Below are 19,120 nucleotides of genomic sequence, written 5' to 3'. Positions count from 1 at the left end.
GCGGCGCAGGCGCCACGACCCCCTCAATGCGAACTACGGGCGCGCTGGTCGCTGAGGTCTCACAGCCAGATCAACCGGGCTTTGGTGTTCGGTGGCGCCCGTGGACGGTCGGCGAGGTTGGTGTACTTCGTTGCTGTACCCCGGCCGGCGCCAAGCAGCGCTAGCAGAGCTCGCCGCTGCGCACTCGAAGCTGAGGCCAAGCGCCTAAGAAGGCGCCTGGACGTTCACGTGGCCGTAGTTGTGTGACCTGCACAAAGGCGCTGTCGACCCTACTAGGTTTCAGCACTTTTCCACACGCATTCAACGTGGGTCCCGCATCGGCAGGTGGCTGCCGAGTGCCCGGCTGCCTTACTGGGCGTCGTCGCGTTCCGGGAGGACTGCCACCGTGGTGGCCGCGAAGCGCGTCCCGAGGAGCGAGGACCTAAGGTCACCCATCTGGCGGAATTTCTGCAGCAACGCCTGTAACACCCTGACGATCCTCGAGGCAACGCCCCTACAGTCGTCTGGCACTGGTGCCAAGGGGTGGTTGGCCTGAGCCCGGCTCCCAGACAGTGTCACAGTTCCGCAAAACAGACATTTGATCATGAATTGCGCTATTAGCTTGTGGACTCGGGGGGTACAGTCTTGACTGAACTGTCTGCTGAGCGCTGTCCTGACTGCAACAGGATCGTTTACGAGCGGGGGGTGCGTCACGTGATCGAAGCCGCCAGGGTCGCAGACGGCCACAGTCCTGTGGACGAGTATCTCAATGCGTTGCTCTCGTCCAAGAAAGATGCGGATCAAGATCGACTGGCAACGATCCTGATCCGCTTCGAAGCGTTCGCGCGGCGGGGTGAATTGGAAGTTCCGCGCGAATTAAATGAACTACGAGACGGGCTTTGGGAGTTTAAGGCGACGCAGGATCGGATTCCTTTCTTTTACCTGGAGGAGAAGAAGTCTCGTACCCTCAGGGTCACGCATGGCTTCTTCAAGCGGCAGATCTTTACGCCTCACAAAGAGATCAATTGGGCATTGCGAATTCGCAGAGAGGATTTGGCGTCATGAGCTCCCTGTATGAAAGAATGGCCAAGTCGGATAGCGGTGCCCGGCACTTGGCGTCCGCCCGCCTCCGCCATGAAGTTCTGCGCAAGCTTCATATCGCCCTGGATGCCTCAGGGGTAACTCAGAGTGCGCTGGCCGATATTCTGAGGATCCGCAAATCTGCTGTCAGCCAAACCTTGCATGGGGATGGGAACCTGCGCATTAAGACTCTCGCGGAGTATCTTAATGCGCTGGGTTACGAATTGGACGTCCGTTTGGTGGACGCTGGAGAGCCCAGACGCGCTGCCACTGAGGGGCGTGAGGTCGCGGTGGCTGCCGTTGAGCTGGCGGAGGCTGAGCGTACCGCGACTGACCAGAGCGAGTCGGTCGCAGGCTCAGAGGAATTGGCATCGATTCACATCCTCGGTGGCCCCGACCATGACCTTTTGGTAGAGATGAGCATTCAGCCCGTTGGTGCCGAGCGTCCGGAGTATAAGTTCGAGGGGCGTATGCATGTGGTGGACAAGGAATCACTGCCATCCGATTTCGTCCCTCTGAAGAATTCCGAGGTCGTCTAAATGGCAGAAGCTTCAGTGCTCAGGCAAGATTTGATCAGTCTAATCGAGCGGTCTGATTTGGTTAGCGTGATCGCCCAGGAGTGCCATGCGGTTAGGCGGTCTGGTGGCGCACCCTCTGTAATCAACGTCTCGCTTGACTCCGAGATGTCGCCTGGGCGAAATCGCGTCGATTATAGATTTACAATGAAGACCGAGCTGCAATCTGCGAGCAGAGTAACGGTGGCTGATATTAAGGTCGCCGTCGTAGCCCATTTCTCCATTTCCGGTGAGGGGGAAGTCGGTGAAGCTGTACTCAATGCTCTCGGCAATGAGGTAGCTTCAATGGCCGTCTATCCCTACCTGCGTCAGCACACTTATGATCTTGCCAATCGCATCGGACTGCCTAACTTCACGCTCGGCTTGTTGAAGCGCCAAGGTGGTAAGCAGGTGTCGGCTTCCTTGGACCTACTTCTGAGCACGTGATCGGCGGCTGAGGTTGGCTGCACGGCTTTGGCCGGTGTCCTGCCCGGTTTGGGGTCGAGCATGATCAGGGGGCCGTACGCTTGTCAGCTACTCGGGCAGGCTTTACCCCTGCCCGCAATGTGTCCGAGTGGCCCCCTGGTCTTGCTCGACGCGGGACCCGAACCGGGGAGGTAGGTAAAGCCGTGGAGCCGACCGTCCCCACCCCCGGCCTGGTCTTTCGCCCCTTGTGGGCGCGGGCGGGCGACGGCGCCGCAGCCCCGGTGACGTAGGCATGGAGGGGCAGCGGTGCCGGCGTCCGGCCGGCGCCGCCGCGCTGTGCGCGGCACCTCTGATCCCTGCATCAGACAGCATCGCTGTTCAGGAGGCCGGGAAAGCAGACGCCTCAAGCGTCAACTGTGGTGTTCTCCCGAGCTCCACCGCGGTACCCCGGTGCTGGTCGGCCTGGTGCTGGTGCTGCCTTCCGGGAGCCAGCCGGTCGCACGGGCGGAGAACGCCATCCCATGACCTGGGCTGCGGTGCGGCGCTTGGGCTGGCCCTGGATCGGCTCGCTGCCCGAACCTGGTCGGGCAGCGAGCGAAGCGAGCTACTTGATGAAGTAGGGCAACTTCTACCGCGCTCGGACTGGGACGGTCCTCAGGAACGTTGCCGTTTCGGTTGACGCAGCACCCTGACCTGCGCCTGAGTCGGCCCGAGCTCCCTAGAGGCATCCTGGCCAACGAATGGCCCATGAGCTGAGAATTGGCTACATGCTGGTCTGGCGGGGGCAGCGGCCTAGCAGGCACAGCGTGCAAGGCTTGAGACAGACGACGGGTGGATGGAGAGGGAGAGCGAGTGTCACAACAGACCAGCCCTCGGGGGACCTTCTTGCAAATCGCTGAGGCGGTGAAGATTCAAATTCGGTCCAACCCCGAGATGACGGAGCTTCCGAAGCTGGCGGACCTGATGGACGCCCATGGGGTGTCCCGTGGCGTCGTACTCCGAGCCTTCGGCGTGCTGCGGGAAGAAGGGGTCGCGGAACCGGTACCCGGTGGCCGCTGGAGGGTGCTCAGGGAAGGGAAGCACGCAGACCGCCGGCCACTGGCCGACCGCATCGCCGATGTGATCACGGATGACGGACTAAAAGTGGGGGAAGCGTTCCCCAGTGCGTCCGCGCTGTCGACACGGTTCGGGGTATCACGGCCCACGGTGGCCAAGGCCTTGGACAAGCTGGAGGTCGCCGGACTCCTGTCAGAGGGAGGCCAAGGGAAGGTGCGGACCGTCCGGGCCCTGCCGAACCAAGAGGAGCGTTCACAGCCGTGAGCACCACGAGCTTGACCGAGTGGGCCTACCCCCTCGCTGAGTCGCTGCTGGCTAAGCCGCTCCCCCGTAGGTGGAAGCACTCGCTGGGGGTAGCGGAGCGAGCCCGAACTCTCGCCCCGATCCTCGGCGCGGACGCCGAGCTGATGGAGGCTGCCGCAGTGCTCCATGACATCGGCTACTCGCCGGACCTCGCCAAGACCGGCTTTCACCCGCTGGATGGCGCGCGGCACCTCCGAGACACGGTCCACGCTGACGAGCGCGTCGTACGACTCGTGGCGCACCACTCGTGTGCCTGGATGGAAGCGGAGGCGCGCGGACTGCGCGAGGAGCTGGAGGACGAGTTCCCCAGGGAGCACTCTCATCTGAATGACGCGCTCTGCTACTGCGACATGAACACCACGCCGGATGGCAACCCTACGAATCCGGTGGACCGGGTGAACGAGATCACCGGGCGTTACGGGCCGGACAGCCTGATCGGCACGTTCATCCGTCGCGCCGAACCTGAGATTCTGGCGAGCACGGCACGGGTCCTCGAACGGCTCGCTACCGCCCAGCGTCAACCGATGTAGGGCACCGTCCGCGTCCCGTCCATCGCGTGCTCAATCCTGAGTCGCATGGTCGGGTGGATGTCGAACTCTGGCAGGTCCGCTGGGTCGACCCAGCGGACCTGTGTCGTCTCGTCACTAGTACGAACATCACCACCGACCGGTCGCGCGCGAAAGCAGATGCTGAACTGCTGCCGGGCCTCGCCGTCGTCGTACAGCATCACGTGGCCGGGGTCGGTGTAGATCCCCGACATGTCGATGACTTCCGCCTTGATCCCGGTCTCTTCCCAGACCTCGCGAATCACGGTGTCGCTGATGGACTCGCCAACATCATGGCCACCTCCCGGCAGTGCCCACCGGCCGTTGTCGGAGCGCTTGATCATCAGCACTTGTCCCGCGTCGTTCTGCACGAACGCCACAACGGACGGCACGACGGAATTGGCCGGCGGAGCGTCGGGGTCGTGAAGGTAGTCGATGCGTCCCATGTTCAGGCTCCCTTGATGTCGTGATCTGTCACCTGGCGTGCTCCGCCCCAGGTCTGCTCGATGCTATTCGCGTACGTGTCGAACAGCCCCCCGCCGGGGAGACGTCGCAGATGGAACACCGGGGCCATGTAGGCGCCGATGCCGTAGACGTGGGTGTTCACCAACATCTCGTCATCTGCCCGGAAAAGGGAGTTGTAGAGCGTGGCATCGTGCAGCCGGAAGCCGATGTCCGGGTGGCTCGCGAAGAGCGGGCGGTAGTTCATCAAGGCGTTGCGAATCTTCCCGTCCATGATTCGGTGCCCTTCGTCGATGCCTCGCTGCTTAACCGCAGGGCAATCGGGGTCTCCCAGGAGGATGCGCACCTGGGTGTTCCGCTCCACCTTCGCCTTGAGGAGGTCGTGGAACAGCGGGTCCTCGGACAGCCATAGTCCGGAGTAGACGAGAACGTCGAGGTGCCTTTCTGCACGCGCGTACAGCTCGCGCCACAGGCCCGCAGGCACCATGTGACGGTGCGGATAGATGGTGACGATCTCCGCCTTGCTCAGGTCCGTGGCGCTGTCGACGGCACGGGAATCGCTCCACAGCGTGGTCACGTCGACCTTGAGCAGCGCCGCAGTGGCGTACTGATGGCGCCGGTACGGCACCTTGCCCTGCGTGATCCAGCGCTCGACTGTCTTCGGGTTCACCTCGATCGAGTCAGCGAGATCTTGCACCGTCATGCCCTGTGCCAAGAGAGCTGAACGCAAACGCTCGTTGGACATCTCCACCCCCGATGGGACGTCTAGGGAGCTCTTGACGGTAGCCAGATCAACCTGAGCTGTCCATGGATGGGGTAACCAACGCCCCCCACCTGCACTGATTCTGATGGTGCGCCAGGAAGTCCCCGGCTAGAAGCCACGAAGTTCGGCCGTGCTACTTGACGCAAGTCGATGCAGTACCTGTAATAGAGGTACTGCATCACACGGTGCCTGCACCAGCCGGAAGAACCGGGAAGGCGACGCTGTCGCTCGCCGACGGGCTGGGAGGGCTTGTTCCTTGAGAACTGAACAGTGGACGAATGGATTCGACGGGGGTGGCTCCCCGTCCCCGCGGCGGCCGGGTGATGACCGTCGACGGCCGTGGTTGATGCCGGTGCTGGAGCCCCGTGAGGGGTCCGGTCGGCTTGCGGTCGTTCTGCTGGCGCCGAGCAGTGCGAATAGGGCGCCCCGATACAGCGAGGCTCGGGACCGGAATGCCATGGCCACGGCGCCGGTGAAGCTCTCGCGTTCCCTTCTCCGTGATCGGAGATCGTCATGGCCCGCTTACATACGCAGGCGCTGCCCGTGCTGGACCGGCACCGGCAGCCATGCCCACAGCGTCACCGCATGACCCGTTGCGCGAGGAAGTCCCGGAGTACGTCCGATGCTTCTCGCGCGGCTTAGCCAGCGTCCGCAGCGCTTGATCTGCGGCCAGTTGCCTCCCCCGCCCGTCTCGTACGGGCGGGGCTGAGGGGAGCCGGAACAGGCTCTGTGCCGGGTTGGTCGCCTCTCTCCAAGACCGCGACCGCGCCCGGTTCCTCCGTCCCTTCGCTTCAGGAGAGATCCGCATGCGTAGCTACATCGGCAACCATCACGTGCTGAACGACATCAAGTTCAAGGAACTGGCAGTCGGCTTCGACGAGCTGCCGCTGGGTCTGGACCGCGACTTGTTCCGTGGCCCGCTCACCCCGGAGTCGCCCGAGGATCGGGCGGCCCGTGAGGCGGTGGCCCGCGAGGTGATCGCGGAACTGGCCGCGCAGGGGGAGGCCGGGGATGAGGTCGCGGCGTGGGACGCGCTGTACGCGGACGCGCTGACCCGCACGGTGCCGTTCCTGCGCGCGGCCCGCGCCGCAGGCCGTTCCGCCCAGGCCGGGGAGGTGGCGGCATGAGCCAGAGCATGGCGGCCCTGTCCGTCGCCCTCCCGCTCGCGGCCGGATGGTCACTGCACAGCCTGCGGCTGCGGCGCCGGATCGAGGCCGCGCGCCGCGACCCGCTGACGAACCTGATGTGCCGTGAGGCGTTCGAGGCCCGCGCCGGGCGCGACCTGCGCAAGGGCCTCACGTCCGTGGTGGTCATCGACCTCGACGGCTTCAAGGCCCTGAACGACACCCACGGCCACGCGGCCGGGGATGTCGGGCTGGTCATCGTCGCCGCCCGCCTGAACGACTGGGCGATCCGCATGGGTGGATGCGCGGCACGGCTGGGCGGGGACGAGTTCGCCGCTGTGATCACGGCCGCGCACCACGTGGATCTGCAGTCGGCTCTGGAGGACCTGCACGAGACGCTGTGCGAGCCGTTCACCTTCGACGGACAGCGGGTGGAGCTGGGCGCTTCTCTCGGCGCCATCCGCGACGACGGTGACTTGGCCGGCACTCTGCCCGCGCTCATGCGCCGGGCGGATGAGGCGATGTACGTGGCGAAGGAAGCCGGAGGCGGCTGGTACGTCGCTGAGGGCCTGACCCCGGTACGCGAGACGGTCAACGGCCGCCGCGCGGGCCGCCCGGGCGCCGGCTGGGGGGTGGCGTGATGACCAACCGAAAGTCACTGACAACAGCGCAGAAGGTCGTCCTGACGGCTGCGTTCGTGCCCATGCTCGCCACCGGTGTCGCCGGTGGCGCGGGAACGTACAGCAACATCAGCCACGCCTACGGCAAGGGCACGGCGCTCGGAGCGGTCGCGGCCGGTGAGGGCGCGACAGCCGTCCTGGCGCTCGTGCTGCTCGGGCTGACCATGCTGGGACAGTCCTCCCCGGCCATCATCCGACTGGGCCTGTGGGCTCTTCCCGCCGCCGCCTCAGCGATGGCCGCGACGGCAGCCGACGACCCGGGCCGCACCGTCATCTACGCGGTGACGCCGATGGGCATGTGCGTGTCGGCGGAAGGCATGGCCTTCCTGGCCCGCCGCATCGTGGTCCACCAGGACGGGCGCGACATCGAGGCCGAAGCCAAGGCCGCCGCTGTGGTCAGGGCGCTGGCCTACCACCGCGCCCGAGCGGCGAACCACCCGCAAGCACGAGTACGGAAATCGTCGGACCGCACGTCCTGGAAGCTCGCCCGGAAGGTCGGGTTGGGCGACGCGTCGTTGGGTGTGCGCCTGCTGGACATCCAGCGCGAACGCGTCACCAGCGGCGCGGACGCCGCCCTGGCGGCCATGTTCACCGCCCCCGACCCGCACCAGGATGAAACGGCAGACATCGCCATAAATCGGTTGGTGTCTGACCTGCATGAGTCGGCCCCCGAACCGGTGCCCGCCGTGCGGGAGGTGCCCGCGCTCCAGTCGGCCGACGTGGAGCCGGTTGCCCCGGCTCCGGCCGCTGTCGAGTCGGGCGAGCCGGTAGCGGTCGTAAGGCCGACTGAGTCGGCTCCGGTGAAGGCGGTCGCCGCCGTGGCTCATACGCCGCGTCGGGCGACCGGTCGGGTACCCGAGTCGGCCCGCACGCCCCGACCGACCCGGACCGCCGACCAACTGCTGAGCGAGGCCCGTGAGGTTACGGCCGACTGGTCGGATGCCGAGCTGACGGCCGACGCGATCCGTAAGGCGGTCCGTACGTCGTCCGCCAACGGCCGCATGCTCCGCGACACGCTCAAGCAAGAGCGCGCCGAGGGCGGCGGCACTGAGGCGACGGCCGCGTGATGACCAGCCGTCTTCACGATCCGGACGGCACCCGGTACGGCATCCCGACGTTCGGTTGGCGGCTGGCTCCGGAGGACTACGCGACGCGCCGTCAGCTTCGAGCCCGCGGCTTGCGCCCGGGCGGGCAGGACGTCGCCGCTCAGGTCCTGTGGTACTCGCGCCGCTACTGGCGCAAGGGCCGCAGCCCCATCCGCGTCGCCTACCTCTACCGCATCGACCACGCCAAACCCGTGCGGCCGATGACCCCCGCGAAGTGGGCGGCGCTCGCCAAAGCGAACGCCGCCCAGCGGGTCTGCCCCGAGTGCCGGCGGGACGCCGGATACCGCATCCCGACCTCACTCGGCAGGTGCACCACCTGCGCCGACGCACCCCATGTCGCCGCCTGACCAACCCACCCCATCGACAGCAGGAGAACCGCTGTGACCAGCCAGACCATCGAGACTGCTTGGCCCGCTGAGGTGCTGTTCCGGTTCCTGACCATCGTCGGCGCCACCGTCGATGTCATTCCCCAGCCGAGCCAGAGCCTGCCGCACCGCCACGCGGCCACCTGCCGGGGCTGCGAGGCGACCAACTTCAACGCAATCGGCGTGAGCAACGACCTGAAGAAATGGGCTCAGGCCCACTCCGAGAACTGCCGCGCCCTGCCCCGACCCACCGCGTAACCCTGCACAACTTCGCTCAGCAGAGCCCGGACGGTCGGCCTACCAAAGCGCCGTCCGGGCCCCTTCCAACCCCTCCGTTTCCGGAAGGAATCAGCAGTGAATCACGACGACGAAAGCGAACTGTTCAACCGCCTCGAAGCCGACATGGCCACCGACGCCGCAACCGACTCGGGTGCGGACGTGGTGGACCTCGACAAGGCACGGTCGGCCCGTACCGGGTCAACCGACCCCGAGGCAAGCGAGTCGACCGGCCCGGCCCCGGCTCAGTCGGGTGCAGGGGCGGCCCCATTGATGGTCGATGGCCCCGCCCCGGTCGGGCCCGGGCTCATGGACCGGATCAAGAGCGCCAAGCGCCGACCGGTCATCCCGATGTGGCTGAAGTCCACGGCGGAACTCAAGGCCGCCACCGGCTGGGTGGCCGGACACTACGGCCACAAGGCCGGTTACCACGCCTTCCGCTCCCCGGTCTACGCGGCCCGTCTCGCACTGCTGTCGCCGCGCGGGGCAGCCAAGTTCATCGGCGGCAGCCTGCGGTGGGTTGCCGACAAGGAAGGCGAGCCGGTCCGACTGGCGATGGTGGAGAGGGAAGACGCCGCCACCTACCTCAAGCTCTCCCGGCAGCGAGACGCGCGTGTGCGGCTGCGAACTCTGGTGGCCGTACTCGCCTCGCTGATCGGCATGGCTGCGGCCCTTGCCCTGTACGTGCTGGCCCCCGGCTGGCTTCAGGCCATCTCCATCAGTGCCCTGCTGCTAGCGCTGGGCCAGGTGGGGCGGCCCGAGGATGCGCCGGTCATCACGCGTGCTGTGGACCTGCCGCAGGTGCAGCGCCTGACCTCGGACATCGTGGCGCGGGCGTTCACCGCTCTCGGTATCGCGGAGATCAACAAGCAGGCGGCCAAGGGCAAGCCCGTCGAGTTCAAGGCCCCGATCCAGCGGGACGGCAAGGGCTGGCGCGCTGACCTGGATCTGCCGTACGGGGTGACCGTGTCCGATGTGCTGGACCGCCGGGAACGGCTCGCGTCGGGTCTGCGCAAGTCGCTGGGCTGTGTGTGGCCGGAGCCCGTACCGGGGGAGCACCCCGGGCGGGTGATGCTGTGGGTAGGAGACCAGGACATGGCCCGCGCCCCGCAGCCATCCTGGCCGCTGCTCAAGACCGGCACCACGTCCCTGTTCAAGCCCGTCCCGTACGGCACGGACCCGCGCGGCCGGCAGGTCGACTTCGACCTGATGTACGGGAACTTCCTGACCGGCGCCATGCCGGGCCGCGGCAAGACGTTCGCTCTGCGCATCCTGCTGCTCGCGGCGGCGATGGACCCGACTGCTGAGCTGCATCCCTGGGAGTTCAAGGGCACCGGCGACTTCTCCTCCTTCCAGCCCATCTCCCACTCCTACGGCTCCGGCCCCGGAGATGACGCCACGGTGGAGGGCTGCGTGGACGCCATGGAGTACGTCTACGGCGAACTCGACCGTCGGGCGCGGGTCATCAACAAGCTGCCCAAGGACATCTGCCCGGAGAACAAGGTCACCCCCGCCCTCGCCGCGAAGAAATCGCTGGGCCTGCACCCACTGGTCATGTCCATCGACGAGTGCCAGGAAGTCTTCACCCACGAGAAGTTCGGCAAGAAGGCCGCCGAGCTGGCCACCGCCATCATCAAGCGCGGCCGCGCACTCGGGGTGATCCTGCTGCTCGGCACGCAGCGCCCGGACGCCGACAGCCTGCCCAAGGCCATCAGCGCCAACGTCGGCATCCGCTTCTGCCTTCAGGTCATGGGCCAGCCCGAGAACGACATGGTCCTCGGTACCTCGATGTACAAGAACGGCATCCGAGCCACCTCGTTCACCGCCGAAGACATGGGCATCGGCTACCTCGTCGGGGCGGGACCGAACCCGCAGATCGTCCGCTCCTACTACATCGACAACGCCACCGCAGACAAGATCTGCGAGCGCGCAAAGGCCGCCCGAGCGGCGGCCGGCACGCTGCCCGACCCGCAGGCGCCGAAGAAGGAGAAGGTCGCAGACACCCTGCTGGCCGACATCCTCGCGGTCATGCCCACCGGTGAGGCCAAGGTGTGGAACGAAACGATCGTGGAGCGCCTCGCGGAGCTGCGGCCCGAACGCTACGGCGACTGGGCCCGCATGAGCGGCGAGGAGCAGACCGCGCACCTGACCGCAGCCCTCAAGCCCTACGGCATCACCGCCGGGCAGGTCGGGCGCCGCATCGACGGCAAGTTCGTCAACAAGCGCGGAATCAAGCGCGACGACATCACCACCGTCGTAGCGGAACGTAACCGAAAGCGGGACGCGAGCTGACCACCCGGGGCTGCTATCGATAGCGGACCGGCCTGCTATCGATAGCAGCCCCGATAGCGGCCCATACGGGCTCTGATCAGGTCGCTAGCGTATAGCGGCCCACCTGCGGAAACCCCTGAAATCCGCCCCTGGAGGCCCTTCATGCCCCCTGCCCTCCTGGCTATCGCCTGCCTACTCACCCTCACGGTCTGTTACGGCGGGCTGTGTGCGGCCTCGCCGTTCGGCAACTGCCGCAAGTGCAAGGGCTTCGGCTACGCACTCAAGAAGGACCGGCGCGGCAAGCTCCGGCCCGGCAAGACCTGCCGCCGCTGCCGCGGCGACCGCAAGCGCATACGCGTCGGCCGCCACCTGTTCAACGTCGCCGTCCGCATCCACCGCGACGGCACCCGCTGACCCCTCACCCCGGCTCACCGTAAGGAGGCCCCTGGTGGCCATCACTGTCTCGCTCGTGGCCCTGTTCGGACTGGTCCTGTTCTTCCTCCTGCGCTCCAAGTCCCTCGGCTACGGCTCCGCGTTCGTCGCCATGATGTTCGGCTTCTACCTCGCCTCCACCGGAGCGTCCGAGCCGATGAACGAACTCACCACCGCCGTCGTCAACGCCCTCAGCGACCTGTAGAGGAGCCCGCGATGAACGAACCCATCGTCGCCCGCCACTGGCTCGCCCTCACCGCCCCCAAAGCGGCCCCCGCCGTGGCCACATCTACCGTGCTGATCCTCGGCAGGATCTGGAACGCCAACGGCGCGGAACACTCCGTGGGCAACGCGGCCTTGATGGTCGTGCTCGCTGCCGGGGCTGCTGCGGCCGGCGCTTTCGCATCGGCTGGCCGGGCAGGCGACCCAGTCATTGCCGGTACCGCGTTCGCCTCCTCCGGTGGCCTCGCCCTCGCGGGTGTCGCCGGATACGCCGACGGCCTGCCGCTCCCGCTGCTGCTGTGGGCGCTAGCCACCGCCGTCGCCTACGCCCTGGCCGCCCGCTACTGGCGCACCGACCGTCGCGAGAGCCTCGCGCACGAGCGGCACACCGCCCAGCGGCACGAGGAACACGGCCACATCGAACGCGTCGAAGCACTTCGCGCCGGGGCACAGATCGAGGTCGCCCGCTCCGGCGCCGCATACGCCGAGCAGCTCGCCCAGGCGCTCACCGCCCGGGCCGCGCTGCCCGGTTTCGATCCCGCCCAACTCACCCGCGCGGGACTGCCCGAACTCCCCGCCACCGCCCACACCTTCGAGATCACCAAGGAGAGCTGACCTCGTGAACGAGTACGACGACGAGGGCGACGAGGAATTCATCGGCTGCGAGCTGTGCGCTCCCAACGACGACAGCGAGCCGTATCCCTACGCCCACTGCTGCCAGTGCGGTGACACCGGCGCGGGCGACGTGCCCGAGTGCACCTGCGAGTAGTCCGAGAGGAAGCCCACGATGACGAACACCGATCCGAAGGACTTGGCGGCCCAGGCCGCTGAGGCGATCCGCAACCTCAACCACGCCACCCAAAGCACCAAAGGAGAGCTGACCTACCCCGGCGACGCGTACAAGACCGTCGCCTCCCTCAAGCTCCTCACCCAGCGACTGCCGCAGAGCTTCGAGCAGCTCGCTGGGTTCCTTGAGGTGCTCGCCACGGGCGCGGTCACCGCGGACTACGGCGCACCTGATGACCACCTCGCCGAGGCCCGATCCGGCCTCGGCTCCGCCGCGATCATCGCTGAGACCCTCGCCGGGCATCTGGACCGCGCCCACAGCGCGCTCGCCCCGCTCGGCTACGACACCACCGCCGAAGCCTGAATGTGCCCGGGGCGGTCGCCTCTCTCCAAAGACCGCGACCGCCCCGGCTCTCCGTCCCTTCGCAGAAACAGGAGAAATCCCAGCATGACATCTGACTGCAAGACCACGCTTCCGCGCGTGACGAATCACGCCGGCGGGGACTGCATGCGAACCGCGCTGGCACTGGCCACGGCTGGTGTGCCAGTGCTGCCCCTGCGGGCAGGAAAACTGCCGTTCGGAAACTGCCGCGCCTGTGCTGACGGCGCGTGCGGTGGGCGGCCCCACATGAGGAGCGCGGGCACCTGCCAGTGCCCCGCCGCGTGCCACGGCTGGGCCGCCGCCACCACCGACACCCGCGTCATCACCTCCTCCGCCTGGGCCCCTGCGTGGCGGCAGGCCGTATCCGTCGCCTACCACCCGGGCGGGGCCGGGCTGACCGTCGTGGACCTGGACAACGCCGAAGCCGTCGCATGGGCTCGGGCGACCTTGCCGCTCACCCGCACGGTGGCGACCACACGCGGCGAGCACTGGATCTACCAGGGCACCGTGCGCTCCGTGAACGCTGTCCGTGACGGCGTGGACATCAAGTCGCTCATGTCCTACGCGCGGTGGCTCGGGCCCGGAACCGGCACCATGACCCCTCTGCCGGACGCCGTGCGTGCGCTGGCCGTGAGGGAGCCTTCCACGGCCCTGTCGGCACCTGGCGTCGTCACGGTGCCCGCGCCGGTCGGGGGCGGGGAATGCCGTCATCGGACGCCCGTCTACTTGGACCGTGGCATCGCCATGGCCGAGCAGCGCATTGCTGATGCCCGCAGCGCGGTGCACACGACCGTCTACCGGACCTTCCTCGCCGTGCTGTCCACCCACGGCCGGTGCGGCTGCCTGACCGACACCCACGTCACCCGCCTCTTTGCCGCCGCTCAGGCCAAGGGCGAATCCCTCCGGCACTGCACCGGCGCGTGGACCAACGCCCGCACCAAGTTGGGACTGTAGCCATGTCCGACGACGAGAAGACTCCGGCCCGCGAGGTCATCGCCGACTACGCGCAAGAGCACTTCCGGTACTTCCGCACCGCTGACGGGACCGTGTACGCGCAGAAGAACGGGCACCCCGTGGCCCGTCCGATCCGCTCACAGGGCACCTCGGGCAGCCACCGGCAGGAACTCATGGTCGGCCTCTTCCACGACGGACACGGCGTGTTCAACGGAACCGCCCTCAAGGAGGCGTTGGACTTGATCGAAGCACTCGCGATCACCCAGGACGTACAGCCGGTCCACATCCGCGTTGCGCCCGGATTCGACGGCGCGACATGGCTCGACCTGGGCCGCAACGACGGACAGTCCATCCGCATCCACCCCACCGGCTGGGACATCATCACCCCCGACCCGCAGGAAGTCTGCTGGCGACGCACCCAGCTCACCGGCGAACTCCCTCTGCCCGCGCGGGACACCGATGGCAAGGGCATCGACCTCCTGCTACGGCTGACCAACTTCGCCAACGCGGAGACCGAATGCCTGGCCATCGCCTGGCTCATCGGCTGTCTCGGGCCGTCCGTGCCCGTCCCCGCTCCCTTCCTCACCGGCCCCCAGGGCGCGGGCAAGTCCACCGCCGGACGGATGCTCGTGCGGATCATCGAGGGCATGAGCGGCGACCTGCGCCGCGCCCCGAAGGACGAAGAGAACCTGATCGCGGCCGTGGCAGCCGGATGGGTCACCGCCCTGGACAACCTCTCTCACCTGGCCCCGGACCTGTCCGACCTCATGTGCTGCATCGTCACCGGCGCCGAGACCATCAAACGCGCCCTGTACACCGACGGCGACGTGGTCCGCTCCCGCTACCGCCGGCCCCTGCTCCTGACCGGCATCGACGTCGGCGTCATCCGCCCCGACCTCGCCGAACGCCTCCTCCCGCTACGCCTGGAACGCCCTCGCGTCCGGCGTACCGAGGCCGAACTGTGGGCGGAATTCGAGGAGGTGTTGCCCGTCGTCCTCGGCTCCCTGCTCGACCTCACCGTCAAGGTCCGCGCTGCCGGGGCAGACATCCCCACCGACCTGCGCATGGCCGACTTCGCCCACCTGTGCGCACAGCTCGACACGGCGACCGGCTTCGGAGCCCTCAACGCCTACCGGGCCAGCCTGGACGACCTCAACGACGACGTCATCGAAGGCGACCTCCTCGCACAGACCGTGCTCAAGCACGCCGCCGGCCTCACGGCAGGCGCAGAAACACGGATGACCTCCTCCGAGTGGCTGCACTGCCTCACCGGCCTCTACACCGGGGACGACTTCCGCCCCCTGCCCAAGGGCTGGCCCACCACGGGCAAAGTCCTCTCCGACCGCCTCAAGCGCCTCCAACCGACCCTCGCCGCCCGGGGCGTCCTGATCGACTGGGGCCGCACCAAAGAGGGCCGCTACATCGAGATGACCCGCCCGCCGATCCCACTGCCACACCAGCAAGAACCGATGCTCTGACCCGCGACCCACGGCCGACCGGACAAGCAAGAAGAGCACCACGCGCCACCACGACCGGGGTGCTCCTCTTGCTGTTCGGCGGCAACGACGCCTGATGGTCGCGCCGCGAAGCGGCTCCCTCTTCACGCCTTGAGGCGTACCGCACCACAACAGACACCCCCTTTCTCTTTTCCTAAGAGAAGAGACGCTGCGTCACCTGCGTCACCCGAGGACAGACAACGGCCCCTGACCTGCCGCTACAGCGGTGACGCAGGACGACCGTGGCTGCGTCACCCCGCGTCACCCGCGTCACCCGGTGACGAAAGCCTGCGTCACCGGTGACGCACCCCAAATCCTCTGCGTCACTCAAAACCGCAGGTCAGAGACACGAATGACGCAGATGACGCGGTGACGCAGAATCCCGCACCTCGGACAGGCGCGGGCCCCGAAAAGACCCGAGACCAACCCCATTTGAAGGCCCGCCACGCCCGCGCGTGGCGGCACCTATCCGCGACAAAGTCGTATCCGCCACAGATTCAAGCCGCTGACCAGCAATGTTGCGGCGTGGCGGCTGTTGCGGATCCCCCAGAAGGGGGCCACGCCACCCTGAGGAGAAGTCACATGGCAACCGCCGCCCAGACGCTCCGCGCTGATCTCCCGGACCACTACCTCGCCCCCGAAGACCTAGTGGTCATCTTCAAGTTGGAGAGCGTCGAGACCCTCTACGCCTGGCGCAAGAAGCGGATCGGTCCGCCCGGATTCCGTGTCGGCAAGCACATCCGCTACGACCCCGCCGACGTGCACGCCTACGTCATCCAACGCAAGGCCGCCGACGCCGCATAACCCAGCCCAACCACAGCAGGGGCACGACCCACACAGGTCGTGCCCCTGCCCCGTTCCCACCCAAGGAGCCCACGTGGCCGGCCACATCCAAGACCGCTGGTACAAGACCGAACAAGGAACCGACGGCAGGACTCGACGCGTGAAGACCGATCGCCACGGCACCGGCATGCGATATCGCGCCCGCTACGTGGGTCCCGACGGCACCGAAAAGAGCAGGTCTTTCCCCGACCGCCAGAAGCGCCTCGCCGACCAGTGGCTCGCCCATATCGAGGCGGACATGTCGCGCGGAGCGTACATCGATCCCGCCGCCGGCCGAACCACCTTCAAGCAGTACGCGGAACGCTGGATCGCGGCTCAGACCACTGACGTGTCGACACGCACAACGACAGAGACTCGGCTCAGGCTTCACGCCTTCCCCTACCTCGGATCGCGTCCCCTCGCGTCCTTCCGGCCCAGCCACATCCGCTCGTGGGTGCGACAGCTCGAAGACGCTGGGCTGGCATCGTCGTACCGGCGCAGCATCTTCGCGAACGTCTCCGCCGTGCTCACCGCGGCGGTAGACGACACGCTCATTCCCCGAAATCCTTGCCGGGCGAGTTCGGTGGCAGCCCCGAAGCCGAGTGGGGAGCGAGTCAAGCCGTGGACGGCTCAACAGGTGTTCGCGGTCCGTGACGCACTTCCCCCGCGCTACCAATCCGTGGTGGATCTGGGAGCCGGCTGCGGTCTGCGCCAGGGTGAGATCTTTGGCCTCCCGCTCGACGCGGTGGGCTTCCTCACTGGCTGGTTGCACGTAGGGCTACAGATCAAGGTCGTGAAGGGCCGGGCATACTTCGGCCTACCCAAGGGCGACAAAGTGCGCGACGTGCCGCTTCCTGAACAAGTCGGGGCGGCACTGGCCCAGCACATCGAGCGGTACCCGCCGGTGGAAATCACTCTTCCGTGGATGAAGCCAGACGGCCCCCCTGTGACGCGGCGGCTCGTCTTCTCCGGGCCGCAGGGGAATCACGTCTACCGCAGCAACTTCAACATCGCACCGTGGAAACCCGCACTCGCCGCCGCCGGGCTCATCTCGCGGCCGGACGACGGCAGCCCGCTGCCCTCTGCCCGGGAGCACGGGATGCACGCGCTGCGACACTTCTACGCCTCGGTTCTCTTGGACGCAGGGGAGAACATCAAGGCCCTGAGCAACTACCTCGGGCATACGGACCCTGGATTCACTCTGCGGGTGTACACGCACCTGATGCCGAGCAGCGAGAACCGCACGCGGAAGGCCGTAAACCACCTCTATGAACGCCCCACCGAGAGCGGTGACGGCCCAGAGACGGCCCAGGCGGCGTAGAACTACAGCCGGGCAGCGGGATACATGCAGGTCAACCACTGTGTGTGTCCCGTCCCGGGCTGAGTTCTCCAGGTACAGGCATGGTCATACCAGTGTCGCAGACATACGGAAAGGGCCCGCCGCCCTGTGGACAACGGACCCTTGACCGCCAAAACCGCAGGTCAGCCAGTTCCTACGAAGATCACGAACAGCAGCCAGACCACCGGAGCCGTCGGCAGCAGTGAGTCCAGGCGGTCCATGATTCCGCCGTGACCCGGCAGCAGCGTGCCCATGTCCTTGATGCCGAGGTCACGCTTGATCATGGACTCGCCGAGGTCACCGAGCGTCGCACTCGCCGCCACCGCGACACCGAGCAGCAGACCCTGCCACCACGTCCCGTCGTGCACCAGGAACTGCATGCACAGCGCACCCGCCACCATCGCGAAGGCGACCGCACCGGCCAGCCCTTCCCGGGTCTTCCCCGGGCTGATGCGCGGCGCGAGCTTGGTCTTGCCGAAGCGCCAGCCCACGGCGTACGCACCCGTGTCGCTGACCACCGTCAGCAGCAGGAACGTGAGCACACGCTGCGCCCCGTCCTCCGCCGTGAGCATCAGCGCGACGAACGTTGCCAGGAACGGCACGTAGAACGCGGCGAAGACGCCGGCGGTGACGTCCTTGAGGTAGCCCTCGGGCGGCTCGGTCATGCGCCAGACGAGCACCGCGAGCGCGGTGAGCGCCATGGCGATCCACGCGCCCTCGGCGCCCCTGATGTAACCGGCCACGACCATCGCCGCACCGCCGACCGCGAGCGGCACCACCGGAGCCTTGATGCCCTTGCGCTCCTCCAGCCGCGAGGTCAGCTCCCAGAGCCCGACGACCACGGCGACCGCTATCACACCGACGAAGGCGGCCTTCCAGATGAACAGCGACGCGATGATCACCGCGCCGAGCCCTGCGCCCACCCCTATGGCGGCACGCAGGTCACGGCCCGCACGCTTCCTCTGCGGGCGCTGTGGCGGGGTGGGCATGGGCTCCTCGGGCACGATGGGCATGGGGCGAGTCTGATCGGCCCCGTGCGCATCGTGGGCGGGACCCGCCGGGACGGGCCCCGGGTCGGAGGGTCCCCACGCACCGGCGTAGTCGCTCCGGGGTGGGGCCCCCCAGGAAGAGTCGTTCATCAGACCTCGAGCAGCTCGGCTTCCTTGTGCTTGAGCAGCTCGTCCACCTGCGCGGCGTACTTCGCGGTGGTGTCGTCGAGCTCCTTCTCCGCACGGCGGACCTCGTCCTCGCCGGACTCCTTGTCCTTGACGAGCTTGTCGAGGGTCTCCTTGGCCTTGCGGCGGACGGAGCGGATCGAGATCTTGGAGTCCTCGGCCTTGGTCTTGGCGACCTTGATGTACTCCTTGCGGCGGTCCTGCGTCAGCTCGGGGAACGTCACCCGGATGATGTTGCCGTCGTTGCTCGGGTTGACGCCGAGGTCGGAGTCCCGGATCGCCTGCTCGATGTTGCGCAGCGCGGTCTTGTCGAACGGCGTCACGATGGCCATCCGCGCCTCGGGAACCGAGAAGGAGGCCAGCTGGTTGATGGGCGTCAACGCGCCGTAATAGTCGGCCACGATCTTGTTGAACATCGCCGGGTGCGCACGGCCGGTGCGGATCGCGGCGAAGTCCTCCTTGGCGACCACGACGGCCTTCTCCATTTTCTCCTCGGCCTCGAGGAGGATTTCTTCGATCACC

General features: G+C 67.1%; 24 protein-coding genes. 20 read left to right on the top strand and 4 right to left on the bottom strand.

What is annotated here, in order from left to right:
* The first annotated feature begins 693 nt into the window (after window positions 1–693).
* The 5 genes from J7I98_RS28135 (at window position 694) to J7I98_RS28115 (ending at window position 3,928) form a co-directional block, all read left to right on the top strand.
* A complete protein-coding gene (locus J7I98_RS28135; protein WP_214927824.1) occupies window positions 694–1,044 on the top strand; it encodes a type II toxin-antitoxin system RelE/ParE family toxin in 351 nt (116 codons plus the stop codon).
* Window positions 1,041–1,598: a helix-turn-helix domain-containing protein gene (locus J7I98_RS28130; RefSeq protein WP_214927823.1), complete on the top strand. Its 558-nt coding sequence runs from the start codon at window positions 1,041–1,043 to the stop codon at window positions 1,596–1,598. Before J7I98_RS28135 ends, J7I98_RS28130 begins: the two co-directional genes overlap by 4 nt.
* A 183-nt stretch (window positions 1,599–1,781) precedes the next feature.
* A complete protein-coding gene (locus J7I98_RS28125) occupies window positions 1,782–2,060 on the top strand; it encodes a hypothetical protein (RefSeq protein ID WP_214927822.1) in 279 nt (92 codons plus the stop codon).
* Window positions 2,061–2,891: 831 nt separating this feature from the next.
* Window positions 2,892–3,359, top strand: coding sequence for a GntR family transcriptional regulator (locus tag J7I98_RS28120; RefSeq protein ID WP_214927821.1), 468 nt, complete (start codon window positions 2,892–2,894; stop codon window positions 3,357–3,359).
* Entirely contained in the window at window positions 3,356–3,928 is a 573-nt protein-coding gene (locus J7I98_RS28115; protein WP_214927820.1) for an HD domain-containing protein, read from the top strand. The genes J7I98_RS28120 and J7I98_RS28115 overlap by 4 nt, the downstream gene beginning before the upstream one ends.
* On the opposite strand, the gene J7I98_RS28110 is transcribed toward J7I98_RS28115, so the two are convergent.
* Together J7I98_RS28110 and J7I98_RS28105 are read right to left on the bottom strand one after the other, a co-directional pair.
* Complete coding sequence (locus tag J7I98_RS28110; protein WP_214927819.1) at window positions 3,916–4,389, bottom strand: NUDIX domain-containing protein; 474 nt, start codon at window positions 4,387–4,389, stop codon at window positions 3,916–3,918. The two genes, J7I98_RS28115 and J7I98_RS28110, sit on opposite strands and share 13 nt — an antisense overlap.
* 2 nt (window positions 4,390–4,391) lie before the next feature.
* Window positions 4,392–5,108: an XRE family transcriptional regulator gene (locus J7I98_RS28105; protein ID WP_251021271.1), complete on the bottom strand. Its 717-nt coding sequence runs from the start codon at window positions 5,106–5,108 to the stop codon at window positions 4,392–4,394.
* Between the two features lie 866 nt (window positions 5,109–5,974).
* Between J7I98_RS28105 and J7I98_RS28100 the strand changes: the two genes are divergently transcribed.
* From J7I98_RS28100 to xerC, 15 genes are all read left to right on the top strand, one after another.
* Complete coding sequence (locus J7I98_RS28100; RefSeq protein WP_214927817.1) at window positions 5,975–6,295, top strand: hypothetical protein; 321 nt, start codon at window positions 5,975–5,977, stop codon at window positions 6,293–6,295.
* On the top strand, window positions 6,292–6,933 hold the full coding sequence (locus J7I98_RS28095; RefSeq protein ID WP_251021270.1) for a GGDEF domain-containing protein: 642 nt from the start codon (window positions 6,292–6,294) through the stop codon (window positions 6,931–6,933). The genes J7I98_RS28100 and J7I98_RS28095 overlap by 4 nt, the downstream gene beginning before the upstream one ends.
* Window positions 6,933–8,039, top strand: coding sequence for a conjugal transfer protein (locus J7I98_RS28090; RefSeq protein WP_214927816.1), 1,107 nt, complete (start codon window positions 6,933–6,935; stop codon window positions 8,037–8,039). Before J7I98_RS28095 ends, J7I98_RS28090 begins: the two co-directional genes overlap by 1 nt.
* Window positions 8,039–8,425 (top strand): RRQRL motif-containing zinc-binding protein, encoded by a 387-nt coding sequence (locus J7I98_RS28085; RefSeq protein ID WP_214927815.1) that lies wholly within the window; start codon window positions 8,039–8,041, stop codon window positions 8,423–8,425. The genes J7I98_RS28090 and J7I98_RS28085 overlap by 1 nt, the downstream gene beginning before the upstream one ends.
* Before the next feature lie 33 nt (window positions 8,426–8,458).
* Window positions 8,459–8,701, top strand: coding sequence for a hypothetical protein (locus J7I98_RS28080; protein ID WP_214927814.1), 243 nt, complete (start codon window positions 8,459–8,461; stop codon window positions 8,699–8,701).
* Window positions 8,702–8,797: 96 nt separating this feature from the next.
* On the top strand, window positions 8,798–11,011 hold the full coding sequence (locus J7I98_RS28075; protein ID WP_214927813.1) for a cell division protein FtsK: 2,214 nt from the start codon (window positions 8,798–8,800) through the stop codon (window positions 11,009–11,011).
* Between the two features lie 141 nt (window positions 11,012–11,152).
* Window positions 11,153–11,404, top strand: coding sequence for a hypothetical protein (locus J7I98_RS28070; protein WP_214927812.1), 252 nt, complete (start codon window positions 11,153–11,155; stop codon window positions 11,402–11,404).
* 34 nt (window positions 11,405–11,438) lie between these two features.
* Window positions 11,439–11,627: a hypothetical protein gene (locus J7I98_RS28065; RefSeq protein ID WP_214927811.1), complete on the top strand. Its 189-nt coding sequence runs from the start codon at window positions 11,439–11,441 to the stop codon at window positions 11,625–11,627.
* A gap of 11 nt (window positions 11,628–11,638) precedes the next feature.
* Window positions 11,639–12,259 (top strand): hypothetical protein, encoded by a 621-nt coding sequence (locus J7I98_RS28060; protein ID WP_214927810.1) that lies wholly within the window; start codon window positions 11,639–11,641, stop codon window positions 12,257–12,259.
* 4 nt (window positions 12,260–12,263) lie between these two features.
* On the top strand, window positions 12,264–12,413 hold the full coding sequence (locus tag J7I98_RS28055; protein ID WP_214927809.1) for a hypothetical protein: 150 nt from the start codon (window positions 12,264–12,266) through the stop codon (window positions 12,411–12,413).
* A gap of 18 nt (window positions 12,414–12,431) precedes the next feature.
* The gene (locus tag J7I98_RS28050; RefSeq protein WP_214927808.1) at window positions 12,432–12,794 is read left to right on the top strand and encodes a hypothetical protein; all 363 of its coding nucleotides are present in this window, start codon (window positions 12,432–12,434) and stop codon (window positions 12,792–12,794) included.
* Between the two features lie 144 nt (window positions 12,795–12,938).
* Window positions 12,939–13,766 (top strand): bifunctional DNA primase/polymerase, encoded by an 828-nt coding sequence (locus J7I98_RS28045; protein ID WP_251021312.1) that lies wholly within the window; start codon window positions 12,939–12,941, stop codon window positions 13,764–13,766.
* Window positions 13,767–13,768: 2 nt separating this feature from the next.
* A complete protein-coding gene (locus tag J7I98_RS28040; protein ID WP_214927806.1) occupies window positions 13,769–15,244 on the top strand; it encodes an ATP-binding protein in 1,476 nt (491 codons plus the stop codon).
* Window positions 15,245–15,844: 600 nt separating this feature from the next.
* Complete coding sequence (locus J7I98_RS28035) at window positions 15,845–16,066, top strand: AlpA family transcriptional regulator (protein WP_214927805.1); 222 nt, start codon at window positions 15,845–15,847, stop codon at window positions 16,064–16,066.
* 73 nt (window positions 16,067–16,139) lie between these two features.
* Entirely contained in the window at window positions 16,140–17,405 is a 1,266-nt protein-coding gene (gene xerC / locus J7I98_RS28030; protein ID WP_214927804.1) for a tyrosine recombinase XerC, read from the top strand.
* A gap of 161 nt (window positions 17,406–17,566) precedes the next feature.
* Here xerC and J7I98_RS28025 read toward each other — a convergent pair whose 3' ends face one another.
* Complete coding sequence (locus J7I98_RS28025; RefSeq protein WP_214927803.1) at window positions 17,567–18,562, bottom strand: phosphatidate cytidylyltransferase; 996 nt, start codon at window positions 18,560–18,562, stop codon at window positions 17,567–17,569.
* A complete protein-coding gene (frr, locus tag J7I98_RS28020) occupies window positions 18,562–19,119 on the bottom strand; it encodes a ribosome recycling factor (RefSeq protein WP_214927802.1) in 558 nt (185 codons plus the stop codon). Before frr ends, J7I98_RS28025 begins: the two co-directional genes overlap by 1 nt.
* Window position 19,120: the final 1 nt, after the last annotated feature.

The organism is Streptomyces sp. ISL-98, from assembly GCF_018614055.1.
GTDB classification, from domain to species: domain Bacteria; phylum Actinomycetota; class Actinomycetes; order Streptomycetales; family Streptomycetaceae; genus Streptomyces; species Streptomyces spiramyceticus.
Note: the sequence above shows the minus strand (reverse complement) of the source record. Positions and strands in the feature narration are given on the sequence as shown.

Coding starts and splice junctions, on each gene's coding strand:
- J7I98_RS28130 (WP_214927823.1), top strand. CDS start 1,041: ATGAGCTCCCTGTATGAAAGAATGGCCAAGTCGGATAGCGGTGCCCGG.
- J7I98_RS28125 (WP_214927822.1), top strand. CDS start 1,782: ATGAAGACCGAGCTGCAATCTGCGAGCAGAGTAACGGTGGCTGATATT.
- J7I98_RS28110 (WP_214927819.1), bottom strand. CDS start 4,389: ATGGGACGCATCGACTACCTTCACGACCCCGACGCTCCGCCGGCCAAT.
- J7I98_RS28105 (WP_251021271.1), bottom strand. CDS start 5,108: ATGACGGTGCAAGATCTCGCTGACTCGATCGAGGTGAACCCGAAGACA.
- J7I98_RS28100 (WP_214927817.1), top strand. CDS start 5,975: ATGCGTAGCTACATCGGCAACCATCACGTGCTGAACGACATCAAGTTC.
- J7I98_RS28095 (WP_251021270.1), top strand. CDS start 6,292: ATGAGCCAGAGCATGGCGGCCCTGTCCGTCGCCCTCCCGCTCGCGGCC.
- J7I98_RS28090 (WP_214927816.1), top strand. CDS start 6,933: ATGACCAACCGAAAGTCACTGACAACAGCGCAGAAGGTCGTCCTGACG.
- J7I98_RS28085 (WP_214927815.1), top strand. CDS start 8,039: ATGACCAGCCGTCTTCACGATCCGGACGGCACCCGGTACGGCATCCCG.
- J7I98_RS28070 (WP_214927812.1), top strand. CDS start 11,153: ATGCCCCCTGCCCTCCTGGCTATCGCCTGCCTACTCACCCTCACGGTC.
- J7I98_RS28060 (WP_214927810.1), top strand. CDS start 11,639: ATGAACGAACCCATCGTCGCCCGCCACTGGCTCGCCCTCACCGCCCCC.
- J7I98_RS28050 (WP_214927808.1), top strand. CDS start 12,432: ATGACGAACACCGATCCGAAGGACTTGGCGGCCCAGGCCGCTGAGGCG.
- J7I98_RS28045 (WP_251021312.1), top strand. CDS start 12,939: ATGCGAACCGCGCTGGCACTGGCCACGGCTGGTGTGCCAGTGCTGCCC.
- J7I98_RS28040 (WP_214927806.1), top strand. CDS start 13,769: ATGTCCGACGACGAGAAGACTCCGGCCCGCGAGGTCATCGCCGACTAC.
- J7I98_RS28035 (WP_214927805.1), top strand. CDS start 15,845: ATGGCAACCGCCGCCCAGACGCTCCGCGCTGATCTCCCGGACCACTAC.
- J7I98_RS28025 (WP_214927803.1), bottom strand. CDS start 18,562: ATGAACGACTCTTCCTGGGGGGCCCCACCCCGGAGCGACTACGCCGGT.